At 52.2% G+C, this 14,765-nt stretch carries 16 protein-coding genes and 1 pseudogene; 6 read left to right on the top strand and 11 right to left on the bottom strand.

Annotated features, from left to right (window positions below):
• Nucleotides 1-3: 3 nt before the first annotated feature.
• The 9 genes and pseudogenes from CGS49_RS01520 to CGS49_RS01480 form a co-directional block, all read right to left on the bottom strand.
• The gene (locus CGS49_RS01520; protein WP_097800192.1) at nucleotides 4-543 is read right to left on the bottom strand and encodes a transcriptional regulator; all 540 of its coding nucleotides are present in this window, start codon (nucleotides 541-543) and stop codon (nucleotides 4-6) included.
• Nucleotides 531-1,070, bottom strand: coding sequence for a DUF6036 family nucleotidyltransferase (locus CGS49_RS01515; RefSeq protein WP_242975300.1), 540 nt, complete (start codon nucleotides 1,068-1,070; stop codon nucleotides 531-533). The genes CGS49_RS01520 and CGS49_RS01515 overlap by 13 nt, the downstream gene beginning before the upstream one ends.
• Nucleotides 1,071-1,169: 99 nt before the next feature.
• A pseudogene (locus CGS49_RS14640) lies at nucleotides 1,170-1,325 on the bottom strand (type I restriction enzyme endonuclease domain-containing protein); the annotation flags it as partial.
• A 149-nt stretch (nucleotides 1,326-1,474) separates the two neighbouring features.
• Complete coding sequence (gene gnpA, locus CGS49_RS01505; RefSeq protein WP_097800191.1) at nucleotides 1,475-3,634, bottom strand: 1,3-beta-galactosyl-N-acetylhexosamine phosphorylase; 2,160 nt, start codon at nucleotides 3,632-3,634, stop codon at nucleotides 1,475-1,477.
• A gap of 39 nt (nucleotides 3,635-3,673) precedes the next feature.
• Nucleotides 3,674-3,862, bottom strand: a complete 189-nt coding sequence (locus CGS49_RS01500; RefSeq protein WP_097800190.1) for a DUF6903 family protein — start codon at nucleotides 3,860-3,862, stop codon at nucleotides 3,674-3,676.
• 11 nt (nucleotides 3,863-3,873) lie between these two features.
• The gene (locus tag CGS49_RS01495) at nucleotides 3,874-4,770 is read right to left on the bottom strand and encodes a carbohydrate ABC transporter permease (RefSeq protein ID WP_097800189.1); all 897 of its coding nucleotides are present in this window, start codon (nucleotides 4,768-4,770) and stop codon (nucleotides 3,874-3,876) included.
• A 12-nt stretch (nucleotides 4,771-4,782) separates the two neighbouring features.
• Complete coding sequence (locus CGS49_RS01490; protein WP_097800188.1) at nucleotides 4,783-5,667, bottom strand: carbohydrate ABC transporter permease; 885 nt, start codon at nucleotides 5,665-5,667, stop codon at nucleotides 4,783-4,785.
• Between the two features lie 87 nt (nucleotides 5,668-5,754).
• The gene (locus CGS49_RS01485; RefSeq protein ID WP_097800187.1) at nucleotides 5,755-7,128 is read right to left on the bottom strand and encodes a carbohydrate ABC transporter substrate-binding protein; all 1,374 of its coding nucleotides are present in this window, start codon (nucleotides 7,126-7,128) and stop codon (nucleotides 5,755-5,757) included.
• Nucleotides 7,125-7,403 (bottom strand): hypothetical protein, encoded by a 279-nt coding sequence (locus tag CGS49_RS01480; protein WP_097800186.1) that lies wholly within the window; start codon nucleotides 7,401-7,403, stop codon nucleotides 7,125-7,127. The genes CGS49_RS01485 and CGS49_RS01480 overlap by 4 nt, the downstream gene beginning before the upstream one ends.
• 141 nt (nucleotides 7,404-7,544) lie before the next feature.
• Between CGS49_RS01480 and CGS49_RS01475 the strand changes: the two genes are divergently transcribed.
• The 6 genes from CGS49_RS01475 (at nucleotide 7,545) to CGS49_RS01445 (ending at nucleotide 13,792) form a co-directional block, all read left to right on the top strand.
• The gene (locus tag CGS49_RS01475) at nucleotides 7,545-8,411 is read left to right on the top strand and encodes a helix-turn-helix domain-containing protein (protein ID WP_097800185.1); all 867 of its coding nucleotides are present in this window, start codon (nucleotides 7,545-7,547) and stop codon (nucleotides 8,409-8,411) included.
• Nucleotides 8,412-8,430: 19 nt separating this feature from the next.
• On the top strand, nucleotides 8,431-9,540 hold the full coding sequence (locus CGS49_RS01470) for a phosphotransferase enzyme family protein (RefSeq protein ID WP_179859007.1): 1,110 nt from the start codon (nucleotides 8,431-8,433) through the stop codon (nucleotides 9,538-9,540).
• Nucleotides 9,541-10,477: 937 nt separating this feature from the next.
• The gene (locus CGS49_RS01460) at nucleotides 10,478-10,912 is read left to right on the top strand and encodes a plasmid mobilization protein (protein ID WP_097800183.1); all 435 of its coding nucleotides are present in this window, start codon (nucleotides 10,478-10,480) and stop codon (nucleotides 10,910-10,912) included.
• On the top strand, nucleotides 10,884-12,419 hold the full coding sequence (locus CGS49_RS01455) for a relaxase/mobilization nuclease domain-containing protein (protein WP_097800182.1): 1,536 nt from the start codon (nucleotides 10,884-10,886) through the stop codon (nucleotides 12,417-12,419). Before CGS49_RS01460 ends, CGS49_RS01455 begins: the two co-directional genes overlap by 29 nt.
• Nucleotides 12,420-12,431: 12 nt before the next feature.
• Entirely contained in the window at nucleotides 12,432-13,367 is a 936-nt protein-coding gene (locus CGS49_RS01450) for a ParB N-terminal domain-containing protein (protein WP_097800181.1), read from the top strand.
• 137 nt (nucleotides 13,368-13,504) lie between these two features.
• Nucleotides 13,505-13,792, top strand: a complete 288-nt coding sequence (locus tag CGS49_RS01445) for a transposase (RefSeq protein WP_097800180.1) — start codon at nucleotides 13,505-13,507, stop codon at nucleotides 13,790-13,792.
• A gap of 24 nt (nucleotides 13,793-13,816) precedes the next feature.
• On the opposite strand, the gene CGS49_RS01440 is transcribed toward CGS49_RS01445, so the two are convergent.
• On the bottom strand, nucleotides 13,817-14,374 hold the full coding sequence (locus tag CGS49_RS01440) for a hypothetical protein (protein ID WP_097800179.1): 558 nt from the start codon (nucleotides 14,372-14,374) through the stop codon (nucleotides 13,817-13,819).
• Between the two features lie 98 nt (nucleotides 14,375-14,472).
• Nucleotides 14,473-14,703 (bottom strand): DUF6061 family protein, encoded by a 231-nt coding sequence (locus CGS49_RS01435; RefSeq protein WP_097800178.1) that lies wholly within the window; start codon nucleotides 14,701-14,703, stop codon nucleotides 14,473-14,475.
• Between the last annotated feature and the right edge of the window lie 62 nt (nucleotides 14,704-14,765).

Genomic DNA, 14,765 nt, shown 5'->3' with positions numbered 1-14,765 from the left:
TTCTTATCGAACAGACGGGTAGCTTTTTGCATACTTGTAGATCTGCCGTGCACAGTCAAGGCTCATTTTGCTGGAATCGTTGTGTTTGAGCCATGCGTTCACGTTGCCCGGATTCAGCTTTAAGTCCGTGTAGAGACGATAATTCGTCAATTTCTTTTTTCGCTGAAGTTCCAATACCCGGCGATGGATCAGTTCTTTCGTGTCATTGTCTGCAAGGACGGCATCCCGCACCGAACAATAGCTGCGCCAGACTTTCCGATAGCCTTCTGGCAGTTCAGGTGACTGTTTTTCCAGAAGTAGAAGCATTTGCGCCAGCGAGTAGCGATTGGAAAGCTGCTCATATTCCGCAGCAATCGTGCTGTTTGCGGTGTAGCGGAGCAGCAGTTCTACTTTATTAAAGGCCAGCGCATAGAGAAACAGCGGTTCTTTCAGGCGGGGATTTTCAGCCATACGATCTGCCAGCTTATGGACGCTTGCCGTTTGCACCCCGGAAAGCTCTGCCACATACTGCTTCAAGAAACCCTCAAATGTCAGCTTTCGCATGGTCTCCACCTCTCCACATACTCCTGATAACGGATATAAAAATCCCGATACCGCCAATCGTTCAAGATGCTGGCTTTCAGTTCATCTTCATCCGTTGCAAGGTGTTCCAGCAAGTCCCAATCCAAAGAGTTCCGCACAGCTTCGCTCTCTACGTCTGCCTTGTCAGTATCCCGGAACGAGCAGAGCTTTGCAATCACCAAGTCTTCCAGACTGGGAGTGTAGAACTGCACCTTTGTACCACCAAAGGGTAGCGGCTGAAGCCGGTCTTGGAAGTTATACGGGAAATTGTCGATGTAGGCTTCCACATCGGTGTTGATGTCGTACTTGCCGAGCAAACTGTATAGTTCTTTCGGAACACTCAAGGCATCAATGTCATGGGTGGCGCGGGTCAGCTTACCCATCAAAATGAATGCACTGCCGCCCACAATCACCATCTGATAGCGGTCGTTATTGTCGATCATCAGATCGGCGTCTTCGTCCAGACGTTCCAGACGCTTGCGGAGGTCATCTAAGATCATCTTTCCCATAAAACAGCCTTTCTTATTTTCAATAATAGTATTTTCTAAAATCATTTTACAGAAAAGGAATCCGATTGTCAAGCACAAATCAACGGCATTTCATACAATTCATACTATCATGTTGTCAGTCCACATCTCACACTGGCTAATAACCGTGCTGATTGCCGTATCATAATCTTCCGGTGGATACTTATATTTTTTCAGCAAGTGCTTCACCATCTTACGCATACTTGCGCGGGCAGTTTCTTTTTTCTGCAGGTCTATTACGCTTGCATTACTGAATTTCTGCGTTTCCAGCCATCTCCATTGCAGCGTTCGATTGACACAGGTTGAGTTATCGGCAGATACAGCAAACACAACGGGCAACTCTGGTAACAGAGCTGCCCGTTGTGTTCGTTTATGAAAAGGAGAACTTAGATCTCATACCACTTGATCTCGTTGGCATCCAGATGCAGAGCAAAGCTGCTGCCGCCGGTGGTGTAAACGGTGGTGTCCTGCGGCTCGTAGGTGTTGTTCACCACGCAGTACTTGCCGTTTTTGACGTAGGCGTGCACCTCCACGTTGTAGTTGGAGCTGAACCATGTATGCAGTTCCTCCTCGCTGTGGGCGCTCCACAGGATAGCACGGTACAGGGTACGGCTGTTGGCAAAGCTGTACGGCACGCCGCTGATGTACACGGCACGACCCTTGCCGAAGTCGTGTGCCGCCATCTGCACTTCTTTGTTTCGCTGCACCAGCACTTCGGTGCCTTCAAGGGCGTAGATGTTCTTTTTGCCCTCGCCAAAGTCCACGGGTTGGTCGGCGTCCTGCAAGATAAAGTGGTCGGGGTGCTCCTCCCAGTTGTATTTGTCGTAGTTCAGGGTGAAGCCGTTTTCTTCTTCCACGCCCAACACGCTGGCAAGCTGGAGAATGTGGCCCTGATACGGGTGACCGGAAGGCTCACCCACGCCGATAAAGCCGCCGCCGTTCCAGACGAACTTGCGGATAGCGGAGGAGATCTCCGGGTCTTCCCACCAGATGCCGCCGGTGTGTGCGGTGTCGGCATCGCCGACATTGATAATGACATCCAACGAATCCAGCAGATGCGGGTCGTTCTTGATATCCTCAAAGCTGATAAACTTCACATCAAAGGGCGCACCGGACAGCATCTCAATGACACCGGCATAGCTATAGTTCTGCTTGTAATAGAGGGCGTGATGCACCATGTGACAGCCCCAAGCCCGCATTTTACCCCAACAGTTCAGCACGGCCACTCGCTTGACACAGTAGGGTGTGGTGCCCTTGATGTTCTCGTACAGTTCGCGGAACTCGTTGCAGACGCTCTCCACGTAGTCCACGAACTCCGGGAACTGCAAGGCCAGTTTCAGATAGCCGCCATAGCCGATGCGGTCGATGGGCTTGCGCAGGATAGCGCGGCGGGCTGTAACCCAGTTCTCCTTGGCTTCCCGCACCGGGTCGCCGCCCTCGTGGAAGGTGTCGGGGAAGAAGTACGGCAGGAAACGGCCCTCGGTGTACTTCACGCCCTCAATGTCAGAGATCAGGCGCAGGGTGGAGCCGTTGCCCACGCTGCCCACCACGGCATCCAGACCGATGCTCTTGAACTCCGGCATAAAGGGTTCGGTGCCGATCCAGTGGTCGCCGAGGAACATCATGGCTTCGCACCCACACTCGTGGGTGATGTCCACCATCTCCTTGGCAAGCTTTGCTACCTCACGGCGCTGGAAGGCCTGAAAATCCCGGAATTCCTTGCTGGGCACCCGATACTGGTTGTTATAGTAGCCCTGATCGATGATGTACTCCGGGCGGAACTTATAGCCCACCTCCTGCTCGAACTGGTTGAGGATATAAGGGCTGACCGAAGCAGAGTATCCATACCAGTCCACGAACTTCTCCCGCTTCAGCTCGTCGAAGATCAGGGTGAACTGGTGGAAGAAGGTGGTGTAGCGGATGACGTTAACATAGGGGTGCTCTGCAATGAACTTGCGCAGGCGCTCCATGGAATACTTGTGGGTCTTGGGCTGACGCACGTCAAAGGTGATCTGGTGCTCAAAATTCGTCCAGCCGTTGGTGGTAGCGTTGTACATATGCACCGGGTCCCAGATGAGGTAAGCCAGAAAACTGACGGTATACTCATGGAACGGCACGGCCTGTACGGTCACACTGCCGTCGGCGTAGCTCCACTGCTCCGGCGGCACGGGCTGACCGGTGGTTCGATCCATGACCTCCCACCAGCGGGTGATGTCGTCGTTGGTGTTCACCTGCATCAGCTCCGGGCTGATGCCCTTCATCAGCGGGATGGTCACGGTGTCGCCGGGCGCGGTGTAGAAGCCGGTCATGATGTAGCACTGCTGTACCTCGTCCGGGTTCGCCTTGGCCCATGCGTTGTCCTTGCGGGTGGTATAATAGGTGGAGTAGATCTTTGCATCGGCATCCTTCAGCTGCTGCGGAAAGTCGGTGCCGTCGCAGTCGCGGATGGCATCGGCACCCCACTTTTTTAAGATCTCCAGTGTTTCGGGTACAACGTCCAAGTCTGTGGGAATGGTCACGCGCCCGGTCTTTCTTATTTCATCCATGGGAAACTCTCCTTTTGCCTCTCTTTGAATCGTAGGGGGTCAATCGTAGGCGGCGTTATACAGCGCCAGCACAGCCAGCAGCAGCGCTACGCCCACCAGCATGATGCCAAGCCCTGCCAGCTGTCCGGTCATTTTCCAGCCGGACACCACCAGCACCAGTGCCAGCACGAACAGCGCCAGCATCAGGATCATGCGCAGGGCGGGATGGTTTTTCCAATATGCTTTCATCGTCTGTCACCTTAACCTTTCAGGCCGCCCACGGTCATGCCCTGCGTCAGCTGCCGCTGCACGCAGATGTACAAAATCAGGGTGGGCAGCATCACCAGCACAAGGCCTGCGTACATGGTACCGTACTGGGCGGCGCTCTGCTGCGCCTGCATCAGGTTCAAAAGACCTACCGGCAGGGTGCGGGGTGCCTTGGTGGAGCTCATCAGGGTCATGGAGATGATATACTCGTTCCAGAAGGACAGGAAGTTGAACAGGATAATGGTGATGATGGAGGGCTTTGCCATGGGGAAGATGATGCGGGTCATGGTGGAAAAATAGCTTGCACCGTCGATATAGGCGGCCTCCTCAAAATCGTGCGGCAGAGTGGCGAAATAGCCCGACAGCAGGTAGATGGTAAAGGGCAGCGCGGTGGCGGCGTACACCACCGCCAGCACCGCCAGATTGTTCAGCAGAAAGCCGCTGCCGAAATGGCTTTTCAGCCACACATCGCCGTCCCGCAGCATCAGAAAGATGGGCACCACGATGTAGTTCACGTTGATGAACAAGCCCGCCATGAACAGGGTGTTCAGCAGCCTGCGCGCCTTGAAGTGGAAGCGGGACAGGCAGTAGGCGGCGGGCAGGGCAACGACCAGCAGCAGCGCCAGCGCCAGCGCGGTGACGATGACCGAGTTGAGCATATATTCGCCCATTTTCGCGCCGTTCCATGCGTTGACGAAGTTCTGCCAGTAGAACCCGGCGGGCAGTGCCCAGGGGTTGCCGTAGAACTCTGCATTCTGCTTGATGGAGGCCATGAACACCCATGCCACCGGCACGATGATGGTAACGGCCAGCAGAACCAGCACAAAATAGATGAAAAACTTGTACAGACCTTCCGCAGAGCGGGAAGATTTTTCGGTGGTATTCTGCATCTTCTTCCCTCCTTAAAATTCCAGCGTATCGCGGTTGGTGACCTTGTTGACACAGGCGGACAGGGCAAACGAGAACAGGAAGATTACCACGCCGATGGCCATACTGTAACCATACAGGCCAGCGTCCTTCTGGCTGTACATATAGCTCAGCGCCACATCCGATGCGCCGTTGGGCCCGCCGCTGGTCATGGCCTTGACAAACAGGAACGCCATGTTAATGGTGGAGATAATGAAGAAGGTCAGGGTGGTGCGGATATTCGTCCAGATGAGGGGGATGGTAATCTGGAAGAACTGGGTCAGCCGCCCGGCACCGTCCAGATTGGCGCTCTCGTACAGGCTGATGGGCACGGCAGACATGGAGGCCATGTACATGACCATGTAGTAGCCGATGGCCTGCCACACCATGGCAATGATGATGGAGGGGATGACCAGTTTTTCGCCCTTCCACAGGATGGGGTCGCTCATGTTGCGGAACAGGCCGATGATGCTGTTCAGCATGCCGTTTTCCGGCTTATAGATGGCAGAGAAGATGCCGGAGATGACGACCACCGACAGGATGTTGGGGATGTAGAAGATGATGCGGAAAAAGTTCTGGCCTTTGATCTTTTCGCGGGTGAGGATGGCGGCAAACACCAGTGCAAACGCAAAGGTGACGATGGTGACCACCACCACGAGCAGGATCATATTCTGCATGGAGCGGATGAACTGGGCGTCCCGCAGCAGATGCTGGAAGTTTTTAAGCCCCACAAAGGTCTCGTTGGGAGAATAGGCACCCCGCTCATACAAACTCATGCGGAACACGTTGAGGGTGGGCAGGATCATAAAGAGGAAAAACAGGATGGTAGCCGGTGCCACACAGAGGAATACGAACCGTTTGCGGCTTTTATCCGTTCTCATAGGGGATTGACCGCTCCTTTCTTGATGGTACTGTACAGCCCAAAAAAGCGGAGGCGGTAAAAACCGCCCCCGCTGGGCAGGGCTTAATTACTCGATGATGTTGGCGCGCATCTGGTCGCTGGCGGACTTGATGCCGTCGATCCACTGCTGCTCGGTCATGCTGCCGGACACCAGCGAGTTGACGGGATCGAAGAACACGGTGCGGACTTCCACGCCGGGGATTGCGGTAAAGGAAGCGAAGTTGCCCATAGCTGCCTTTGCGCCGTTATCATAAATGGAGTAGAACATCTTGTTGTCGCCGTCCAGATCATCGGCAATGCCCAGCACAGGCTGGATAGCACCGCTCTCGGCAAACAGCTTGCAGGCTTCATCGCTGTACAGATAGGCTACAAACTGCTTGGCTGCATCCAGATGTTCTGCACCCGCCGGGATCCATGCCTGCTCGAACCAAGTGTAGCTGTACTGGTCGCCGCCCGCCTTGACAGCCGGCAGAGCAGTCATGTCCCACTCGAAGCCGTCGGCGCGGGGAGCCTCGGCCATCTCGCCCACGATCCATGTGCCGTTGGGCATGAACAGGGCCTTGTTGTCCAGCACCAGCTGCTGATTCTGGGTAAAGTCCTGATCGTTGGCCTGTGCGGGGGTGATGGGATTGGTGTAGGAGGCCAGCTTAGTCACGATATCAAAACAGGTCTGTGCCTCGGGGGTGTCCCAGATGCCTTCTTCGTAGTGGGTAGCCTTGTTGAAGAAGTCGGGGCCGCCTGCGGCGTACATCAGTGCGTAGAAGAATGCGTCGAAGTAGCCGGTGGTGGGGTAGGTGAACAGATAGGTGCCCTCGGCAGCAGCCTTATCCCCCAGTTCCCACATCTCATCCCAAGTAGTAGGCACATCCCAGCCCTTTTCCTTCAGGAAACCGGCGTTGTAGAACAGGCCGCAGGGGCTGTAGAACATGGGAGCCAGATAGGTCTTGCCGTCGCCGTAGGGGTTGGTCAGGGAGGTGTCGGTAAAGCCGCCGGCAATCTTCTCGCTCACCTTCTTGCTCTCGCCGGGCACGGTCATGCTCAGCACATCGGTGATGTCGGCGATCAGGTTGCCCTTGATGAACTGCTCGGTCAGGGCAGCTTCACGGCCGGTGGCCAGATGGACCACGTCGGGGTAGTCGCCGCCCTGCATGGAGGGGCCGATGACATCTTCCAGATTCTTGTCGGTGGTCAGCTCCACTTTGATGCCGGTCTGGGCGGTAAAGGCATCAGTGACTTTCTGCCACATCTCGGAACCGTAAGCGGTCTCAATGGCGGCGACCTTGATGGTCACGTCCTCAGCGGGAGCAGCGGACGATGCAACGGCAGAAGAAGCTGTGCTGGAAGCGGTAGAGCTGGAAGAACCGCCGCAGGCGGCCAGACCCAGTGCAGCGGCGCCCACGCCAGCCGCTTTCAGAAAATTGCGACGAGAAATGCGTTTCATAGTGTATCCTCCATCATAAAATTCCGTTCAAAACACAGCCGGGGCAAACAGGCTTCGTCCGAGAGGGCTGTGGTTTTTTCTGGTTCCAATATAGAGGTTTTTACGGTTTGCAACAAGGTCTTTGTTGTTTCATTTTTTAGAAATATTGCTTTTTGGAAAATTCTTTCGGCAAAAGCACTAAAATTGGTCGGATTGTTTTGGAACATTTCCCAATCTGTAACTAATTTGACACATTTTTGCACGTCATCGAAGGCAAAAGTATTGAACCCATCCAAAAATCAGGGCTTGCATTTTTTCTTCATTGCCTCTATAATGAGAAAAAACGCACGAAAAAACGCATCGTTTTTAGACTTGCATTTTTAGTATCTTGCTTTTATTTTTATAGTTTTTGCGTTTTGCCTCAAAAGGAGCCATTTATGAGTACCGAGCGATTTGATATCCGCCATGCTCCCGCTCCACGGGAATCCTTCCGGCTGCTGTACATCAGCAAAAGCAAATTTGGCGGCGATTGGAACAGTACTGCCCACACCCATTCCTGCACAGAGCTGTTCTACTGTCTGAGCGGAGAAGGTCAGTTTTATCTAAGCGGTCAGCTTTATCCGGTCAAACCGGATGATATGATTATCGTCAATCCGCAGGTAGAGCATACCGAGTTGAGCCTGAATGCTGCACCGCTGGAATACATTGTATTGGGCGTTGCTGGCATCGAGATCTTATTTGGAAAATCAGATTCTTCCTACGCCATATTCAACTGCCGGGAAAATCGGGAACGGATGGTGACGCTGCTCCATATGCTGCTGGCCGAAGCAGACCGCAGTCTGGACGGCTGCGAAACGGTCTGTCAGGATCTGCTGGAAGTGTTGCTCATCTGGCTGGTGCGGTGTACCACGCTTTCTTTGCAGGTAGAGGAAACGCCCCGCTCCGACAGCCGGGAGTGTGTGGAGATCAAGCGGTATCTGGACAGCAACTACCGCGAAGATATCTCGCTGGATGCCCTTGCCGAAATCGCCCACATCAACAAATACTATCTGGCCCATACCTTCCAAAAAGAGTATGGCATCTCTCCCATCACCTATCTGAACCGCCGCCGCATTGAGGAAAGCAAGTATATGCTGGGCAACACCGGTTACAGTCTGGCGCAGATCAGCGAGTTGATGGGTTTTTCCTCTCCCAGCTATTTTTCCCAATGCTTCCGCAAGGCGGAAGGCTTGACCCCCAATGAATACCGCCGTCAGGTGCGGCAGGGACAACGCCCTGCCCCGTCAAAACGGCATGAAGTATAACGAAAACGAGGAATTTATGATGAAATCCGTTACCCTTTCTCTGCTCCAGTCTGTTGCAAATGCCTTTGATTTTGGCGGACCTGTGCTCTGCGATGCTCACCACTATGGTGAGGGGCATATCAACGACACCTTTGTGGTCTGGCGGGAAGATCATTCCAAACGCTTTATTTTGCAGCGCATCAACACAGATACCTTTACTAACCCGGTGGGCCTGATGGAGAATGTCTGCGGCGTGACCCGGCATCTGCGGGCGAAAATTCTTGCCGAGGGCGGCGACCCAGCACGGGAAACGCTGAATGTCATCCCAACTTTGTCGGGGTCGACTTACTATCTGGATGCAGACGGCGGCGCATGGCGTGCCTACGACTTTGTAGAAGATACCATCTGTTTGCAGCAGGTCGGCAGCGAAACCGACTTCCGCACCGTGGCCGAGACACTGGGCAAATTCCAGAACCAGCTGGAGGATTACCCGGCCTCCACCCTCCACGAAACCATCGCCCGCTTCCACGACACGCCCAACCGCTATGCCAATTTTGAAAAAGCCCTCGCCGCCGATGCACTGAGCCGGGCAAAAAATATCACGTCGGAAATCGAATTTATCCATGCGAGGGAGCAGGACTGCCATGTCCTGCTGGATCAGCTGGCAGCTGGCGAAATTCCTCTGCGCGTCACCCACAATGACACCAAGATCAACAATGTCCTCATCGATGCCGCTACCGGAAAAGGCATCTGTGTCATTGACCTCGACACCGTGATGCCGGGACTTTCGGCCTACGACTTCGGCGATTCCATCCGCACCGGTGCCAACGACTGCGCTGAGGACGAACCTGACCAGAGCAAAGTCCATTTTGACCTGCATCTGTACGAAGTGTTCGCCAAAGGGTATCTCTCCACTGCCGGGGCATCTATGAGCATGGCAGAAAAAAAGAGTCTTGCATGGGGTGCAAGGCTCATGACACTGGAATGCGGTATCCGTTTTCTGACTGACTATCTGGAGGGCGACCATTATTTCCATATTGCTCGCCCGGATCACAACCTCGACCGCGCCCGCACCCAGTTCACACTGGTGCGGCAGATGGAAGAGGTTTTCGATCAGATGCTGGAAATCGTCTGCCCGGACAATCGCTGATTTCGCAATCTCCTCCATTCGGATACAGCAAGAAGCATGGACGCTCTCCTTTTCGGGGGCGTCCATGCTTCTTTTTACAGCTTATCCCTACACACCCATCAAATCGTCCTTTGAGGACGCTGGGAGCGTCGAGGACATGATGCTCTGCAGCAAATTATGAAAGCCCTTTTCAGCCCTGACCAATCACAATCCCCCTATGGCTATCATTGTAGCTGTAAATAGAAAAAACAGCTCAAGCAGCCTCCTATAAGTCCTACTATCACCGCTTTGCCGCAATAATTTTTTTCAAATTATCTTGACGCACCGTTCAATGCGTGATATTCTCTGTCACAAATCCCGCTGCTTTTGTGGATTGGTTTGAAACCATCCACAAGATGTGGTCGTGTTCATTTTGAACACTGCCTCGCCGTGGATCATCCCTGAAAGATTAACCGCCCCGCAACACACCCGATTCATTTTGCCGCCGATTCACCCGACAAAATCATCGCTGCGCTGCGTGGGCGGTATTTTTCTTTTACGGGAGCTGCACCTTGAAAATTTCATGAGCCGACCGGACGTGATACCGACTTTCCGTCAACGCCGTTGCACAAACAGGGGCAGGAACTTCGTTCGGAACAAACGGCGATTCTCATACATGAGCAGGACAACCTCTACTTATTTTTGTGTCTTAACAATTCGGAAACAATCACTGAAAATACGTTTTGAGCGCAGCGGTAGAGGGCAAGAACCGTCCCGTGGCCACAAATTTTCAATTCTTGAAAATTTTCTGTCCATCCGGGACTTCACTTCTACAATGCGTCTGCATTTCCGAAGTGATCTTGTTGGGGCGTGCCTGCCCCAAACCCTGCTCATGGTTCGCACCTGACGGTGCGAACAGCAACGGCGTGTCGTGCTTACATAACTTCACCGAGGAGTTATCGAACAGACAGGAGGTACAATGACCAAAACGAATGTTCAATCGACCCCTAGCAATTCCCAGCACCACGACACGCCGAACATCAAAACGCACGTCATCAAGTTCCGGGTAACGGAAAATGAAAAACTGGAACTCGAATGTACTGCAAAACTCCTGAATCTCTCCCTCTCCACTTTTATCCGCCGTGCCATCCACAATGTCAAGATCGAGAAAACAGTCATCGTTGCCGACGGCGGAGAAGAAGCCTTGACCGCCGTTTCCACCCTGCTTGCTCAGTGCAGCAAGGTGGGCACCAACCTCAACCAGCTTGCAAGGCACTTCAACTCCGGCGGTGCAGACACCGAGCAGATTCGAGCGAAAATCCTTGACGAACTTGCAGACCTGACCGCATTCCGGCTCAGCGCCGAGAAAGTTCTGGGTGAACTGTATGGCAACGCTCAAGCATATCGCCTCTAAAAACTCGGACTACACCGCCATCGAAGCGTACCTCGTTTACCAGCACGACGCGTTCACCGGAAAGCAACTTCTGGATGAACAGGGCAAGCCGAAGCTGCGGGATTCGTACCTGCTCGACACCCTTGAGTGTGGCGATTTCTCGTTTGCAACAGCCTGTCTGCTGGCAAACCGCAAGTATGGTAAGAACACCCAGCACGGTGATATCAAAAGCCACCAGTATATCATCAGCTTTGACCCCAGAGATGCAGCCGACAACGGGCTGACCATGGAAAAGGCACAGGCCCTTGGTCTGAAATTCTGCGAAGAAAACTTTCCCGGTCATCCTGCCATCGTCTGCACTCACCCGGATGGGCACAACCATTCGGGAAACATCCATGTCCACATCGTGATCGGCAGCATCCGAATGCGCGAGGTGGAACGCAAGCCCTATATGCAGAAGCCCCGTGACTGGCTAGAGGGCATGAAGCACTCCAGCACTGCCCAGACTATGCGGCACTTGCGTGTCGAGGTCATGGAGTTGTGCGAGGGTGCCGGACTGTACCAGATTGACCTGCTCAACGGCTCCAAGGAGCGCGTGAGCGAAGCCGAGTATTGGGCAAGACGGCGTGGGCAGCAGAAGCTCGACCTTGCAAACGCAGCCCTCACTGCAGCCGGACAGCCGCCCAAGCGGAAGAAGTTTGAAACCGTAAAGGACATCTTGCGGAGACAGATTTCATCTGTATTGTACCGTGCTACCAGCTTTGAAGAATTTTCTGACAGGCTCATGCAGCAGTATGGCATCACCGTCAAGGAAAGTCGCGGATGCCTAAGTTATCTGCCTGCTGGAAGAACAAAGTTCATCCGAGCGAAACATCTCGGTGACAAGTTCGATAAGGCAGCAGTGCTTGCCACGTTGCAGGCAAACGCCGAACGCAAACCCAAGGCTCAGTTCAAGCAGGATACCATTGGGAAACTGATCGACATCCAGTCGAGGATGACCGAGGGCAAGGGCATTGGCTATAAGCGTTGGCTCACGAAACACAATCTCAAAGTTATGGCACAGACCGTGAAGCTTCTGCAGGAAAAGGGCTTGACCGACGAGGACGCTCTAAACCAGCGCATCGCTGAACTGGAAACCAAGTATCACGACACACTGGCAGTGGTGAAAGACCTCGAAACCCGCATGGCAGAAAACAAGAATCTGCGCAGTCACGCTACTGCCTACCAGCAGTACCGCCCGATTGCGCAGAAACTGAAAGCTGCCAAACGACCCGCAGCCTTTGAGGAGCTGCACCGTGCAGAGCTGACAGCATACCGTGCAGCAGCAGCCTATTTCAAGGCAAACGACATCACCAAGCTGCCCAGCCCGAAAAAGCTGGAAGCCGAGTATGCGCAGCTGGCATCCGAAAAGGCAAAGTTCTACGAGCAGTACAAGGAAGCTAAGGAAGAACTGCTCAAACTGAAAACCGCAAAGCAGAATGTTGCGTCCTTTTTCCGGGAGGAAGAACCGGCGCAGCAGGAGAGATAAAGGAGTGTGCGTATGATCAATCTGAAAATCGACCCGGAGTTCCAGTCCCAGATTCCCCCTCTGACCGATGATGAATTCAAGCAGCTTGAAGAAAATATCCTCAAAGAGGGCAAGCTGCTCTCTCCTTTGATCGTGTGGAACAACACCCTTGTTGACGGTCACAATCGTTATGAAATCGTTCAGGAGCATCCCGAAATCTCTTTCTCTACCATGCCGCTCCCGTTTGAAAGCAGAGAAGAAGTCCTCGCATGGATCTGCAAGAATCAGTTAGGGCGGCGTAATCTGACCCCGGAGCAGAAGAAGTTCCTTATGGGTAAGCAGTATTCCTCTGAAAAGCGCACCGAAGCATTTCGCGGCAATCAGCATACTGCAAAGAAATCTGGCAGTGTTCAATCTGAACACAACCAGAAGCCCATGAAAACCTGTGAGCGCATTGCACAGGAAAATCACAGCAGCGCAAGTTCAGTCCGCCGGGCAGAATACTATGCCCACGGCGTTGACGTTGCGGATGAACTGTCTCCCGGTTTCCGTGATCGGTTCTTCCGCGAGGAACTGCACATTCCCGATTATCTTCTCGAAAATCTCGGCAAAGCCAAGCCCGAAGATCAGGCTGAAATCTTTAAAGAAATCAAGAATTATGTGCCGAAGCCGAAGAAAGTCAAGCCCAACAAAGTAACGGTGAAGCAGGCAGAAAAAGCCGCCAGCAACACCATTGATGAAAACTATGATGTTCCCCAAAAGTTTCTCGAACTGTACTATCGGCTCCACAATGCTGAATCTCTCATGCGAAAGAGTTGGGAAGTTACGTTCGACTTGAACCCGAAACTTCTTACGCATCCGGAACAGGTCAAAGTTCTTCGCTTTGCCTTGAAACCTCACCTTGAATTTTTGAAAACGCTGGACGAAGTTCTTGCAGAATCCAGCGGTGAATCCTCTAAAACGGCATAACGACAGGCACTTGTAAGCCATCAACGAGCCACCAGCCGCAAGTGCAGGGCGGAAACTATCCGCGCCCTTGCGCCTGATAAAAATTGGAACTTTGATTTTCTCGCCCGAATTTGCCACGGTGGGACGATCAAAGGAGCGTGCGTTTGAACAAAAAGAAAAAGTCCACAAACACTTTCCCATATCCCGATGAAGTCATCGACCGTCTGGCACGGGCATTCTACCCGGCCATCCTTGCCTGCTGGAACAGTGAGGAAGGCCAGAGGGAGTTTGCCGCATGGCAGGCAGAGCAGGCTCATCATGCAAACAACGAAAAACAGGAAGTTCCCGCTGGGGAACTCCCTGCTGTACATATCATTCTTGTCTGTGGCTTTTGGCAGGGTGCGTCCGGGTGGGCGCACCCTGTTTTTGTTTTATACCTTAATTGAAAAAACTTCGTTTCATACTGCGAATCACTTTATATATTTAGTTATTGCTCGATACAGACTTTTGCAGCGAGCATCCCACAATCTAGCAGGTTCATGGATAGAGCATTGATCCACCCTAAAAAGTTTATGAAAGTCATCTAAAAAACCAACATAAACAGGAATGTTATAATACAAAAAACATTTTTGATTTGTGAACTGATCTCCGGTTATGTCAATAATAATAGCATCTTTTAAGTTATAGTATTTTCGCAGTAGCATTACATCATTATCTTCATTATAAACACTTATCAGACTTTTATACTTTCTGTCAGCATCTGAATTATCAGTTGTCACTGTTACAGTGTTTACAAGAACCAGCCATGCGTGTGATTGGGTACCTTTTTGACCACAGACATAATATGTGTAAATATCATGCTGTGCCAAATACTCAGCTAAAAGATTGCTTGTATCTCCACAGCATCCTTTGGGAAATCGAGGAAATGCAAAGTCATTATCAAATTCACCAGCATCTTTTGCTATCTCAATTGCACCACGGAAAGAAGTTGCCAAAACTTTTATTTTATCTAATTCATACGCTTCCATATGCTAATACCTCTTCTGAAACAAAATAAAGCCTGTTGCTATGATATCTAGTTTTCGCTACATTGTCAATTCTTCAGTAAAATCGCAGAATATTCATTTCACAAAATTTGTTTCAGATATTTCTCCGGGTCACCATTCAGAATCAAATCTGCATACGCCAGTGGGTCATTGTAGATGAGGTAGTCCAATTCTGCCCTCTGCGCTATGGTCACATCCAACGCATCCTCGACTCCGGTGCAATTGATGGAAATTTTTCTTCCATCCCGGAGCAGCAGCTCCACGCAGCCGGTGTCCATGTTGAATTTGCAAGCTCTTGCATCGTACTTCATACTCGTGTCCTCCTGAAATCATGTTGTGGCTTATGTCGGTCAATCTATGATTTCGGATTTCA

Origin of the sequence: Faecalibacterium langellae (genome assembly GCF_002549775.1) — a bacterium.
Lineage (GTDB): Bacteria > Bacillota > Clostridia > Oscillospirales > Ruminococcaceae > Faecalibacterium > Faecalibacterium langellae.
The sequence above is the reverse complement of the archived record's forward strand: the minus strand, read 5'-3'. Positions and strand labels throughout refer to the sequence as shown.

Excerpts from the sequence above, each read along its gene's own strand:
- CGS49_RS01520 (WP_097800192.1), bottom strand. The coding sequence starts at position 543 with ATGCGAAAGCTGACATTTGAGGGTTTCTTGAAGCAGTATGTGGCAGAG.
- CGS49_RS01515 (WP_242975300.1), bottom strand. The coding sequence starts at position 1,070 with ATGGGAAAGATGATCTTAGATGACCTCCGCAAGCGTCTGGAACGTCTG.
- gnpA (WP_097800191.1), bottom strand. The coding sequence starts at position 3,634 with ATGGATGAAATAAGAAAGACCGGGCGCGTGACCATTCCCACAGACTTG.
- CGS49_RS01500 (WP_097800190.1), bottom strand. The coding sequence starts at position 3,862 with ATGAAAGCATATTGGAAAAACCATCCCGCCCTGCGCATGATCCTGATG.
- CGS49_RS01495 (WP_097800189.1), bottom strand. The coding sequence starts at position 4,770 with ATGCAGAATACCACCGAAAAATCTTCCCGCTCTGCGGAAGGTCTGTAC.
- CGS49_RS01490 (WP_097800188.1), bottom strand. The coding sequence starts at position 5,667 with ATGAGAACGGATAAAAGCCGCAAACGGTTCGTATTCCTCTGTGTGGCA.
- CGS49_RS01485 (WP_097800187.1), bottom strand. The coding sequence starts at position 7,128 with ATGAAACGCATTTCTCGTCGCAATTTTCTGAAAGCGGCTGGCGTGGGC.
- CGS49_RS01475 (WP_097800185.1), top strand. The coding sequence starts at position 7,545 with ATGAGTACCGAGCGATTTGATATCCGCCATGCTCCCGCTCCACGGGAA.
- CGS49_RS01470 (WP_179859007.1), top strand. The coding sequence starts at position 8,431 with ATGAAATCCGTTACCCTTTCTCTGCTCCAGTCTGTTGCAAATGCCTTT.
- CGS49_RS01460 (WP_097800183.1), top strand. The coding sequence starts at position 10,478 with ATGACCAAAACGAATGTTCAATCGACCCCTAGCAATTCCCAGCACCAC.
- CGS49_RS01455 (WP_097800182.1), top strand. The coding sequence starts at position 10,884 with ATGGCAACGCTCAAGCATATCGCCTCTAAAAACTCGGACTACACCGCC.
- CGS49_RS01450 (WP_097800181.1), top strand. The coding sequence starts at position 12,432 with ATGATCAATCTGAAAATCGACCCGGAGTTCCAGTCCCAGATTCCCCCT.
- CGS49_RS01440 (WP_097800179.1), bottom strand. The coding sequence starts at position 14,374 with ATGGAAGCGTATGAATTAGATAAAATAAAAGTTTTGGCAACTTCTTTC.
- CGS49_RS01435 (WP_097800178.1), bottom strand. The coding sequence starts at position 14,703 with ATGAAGTACGATGCAAGAGCTTGCAAATTCAACATGGACACCGGCTGC.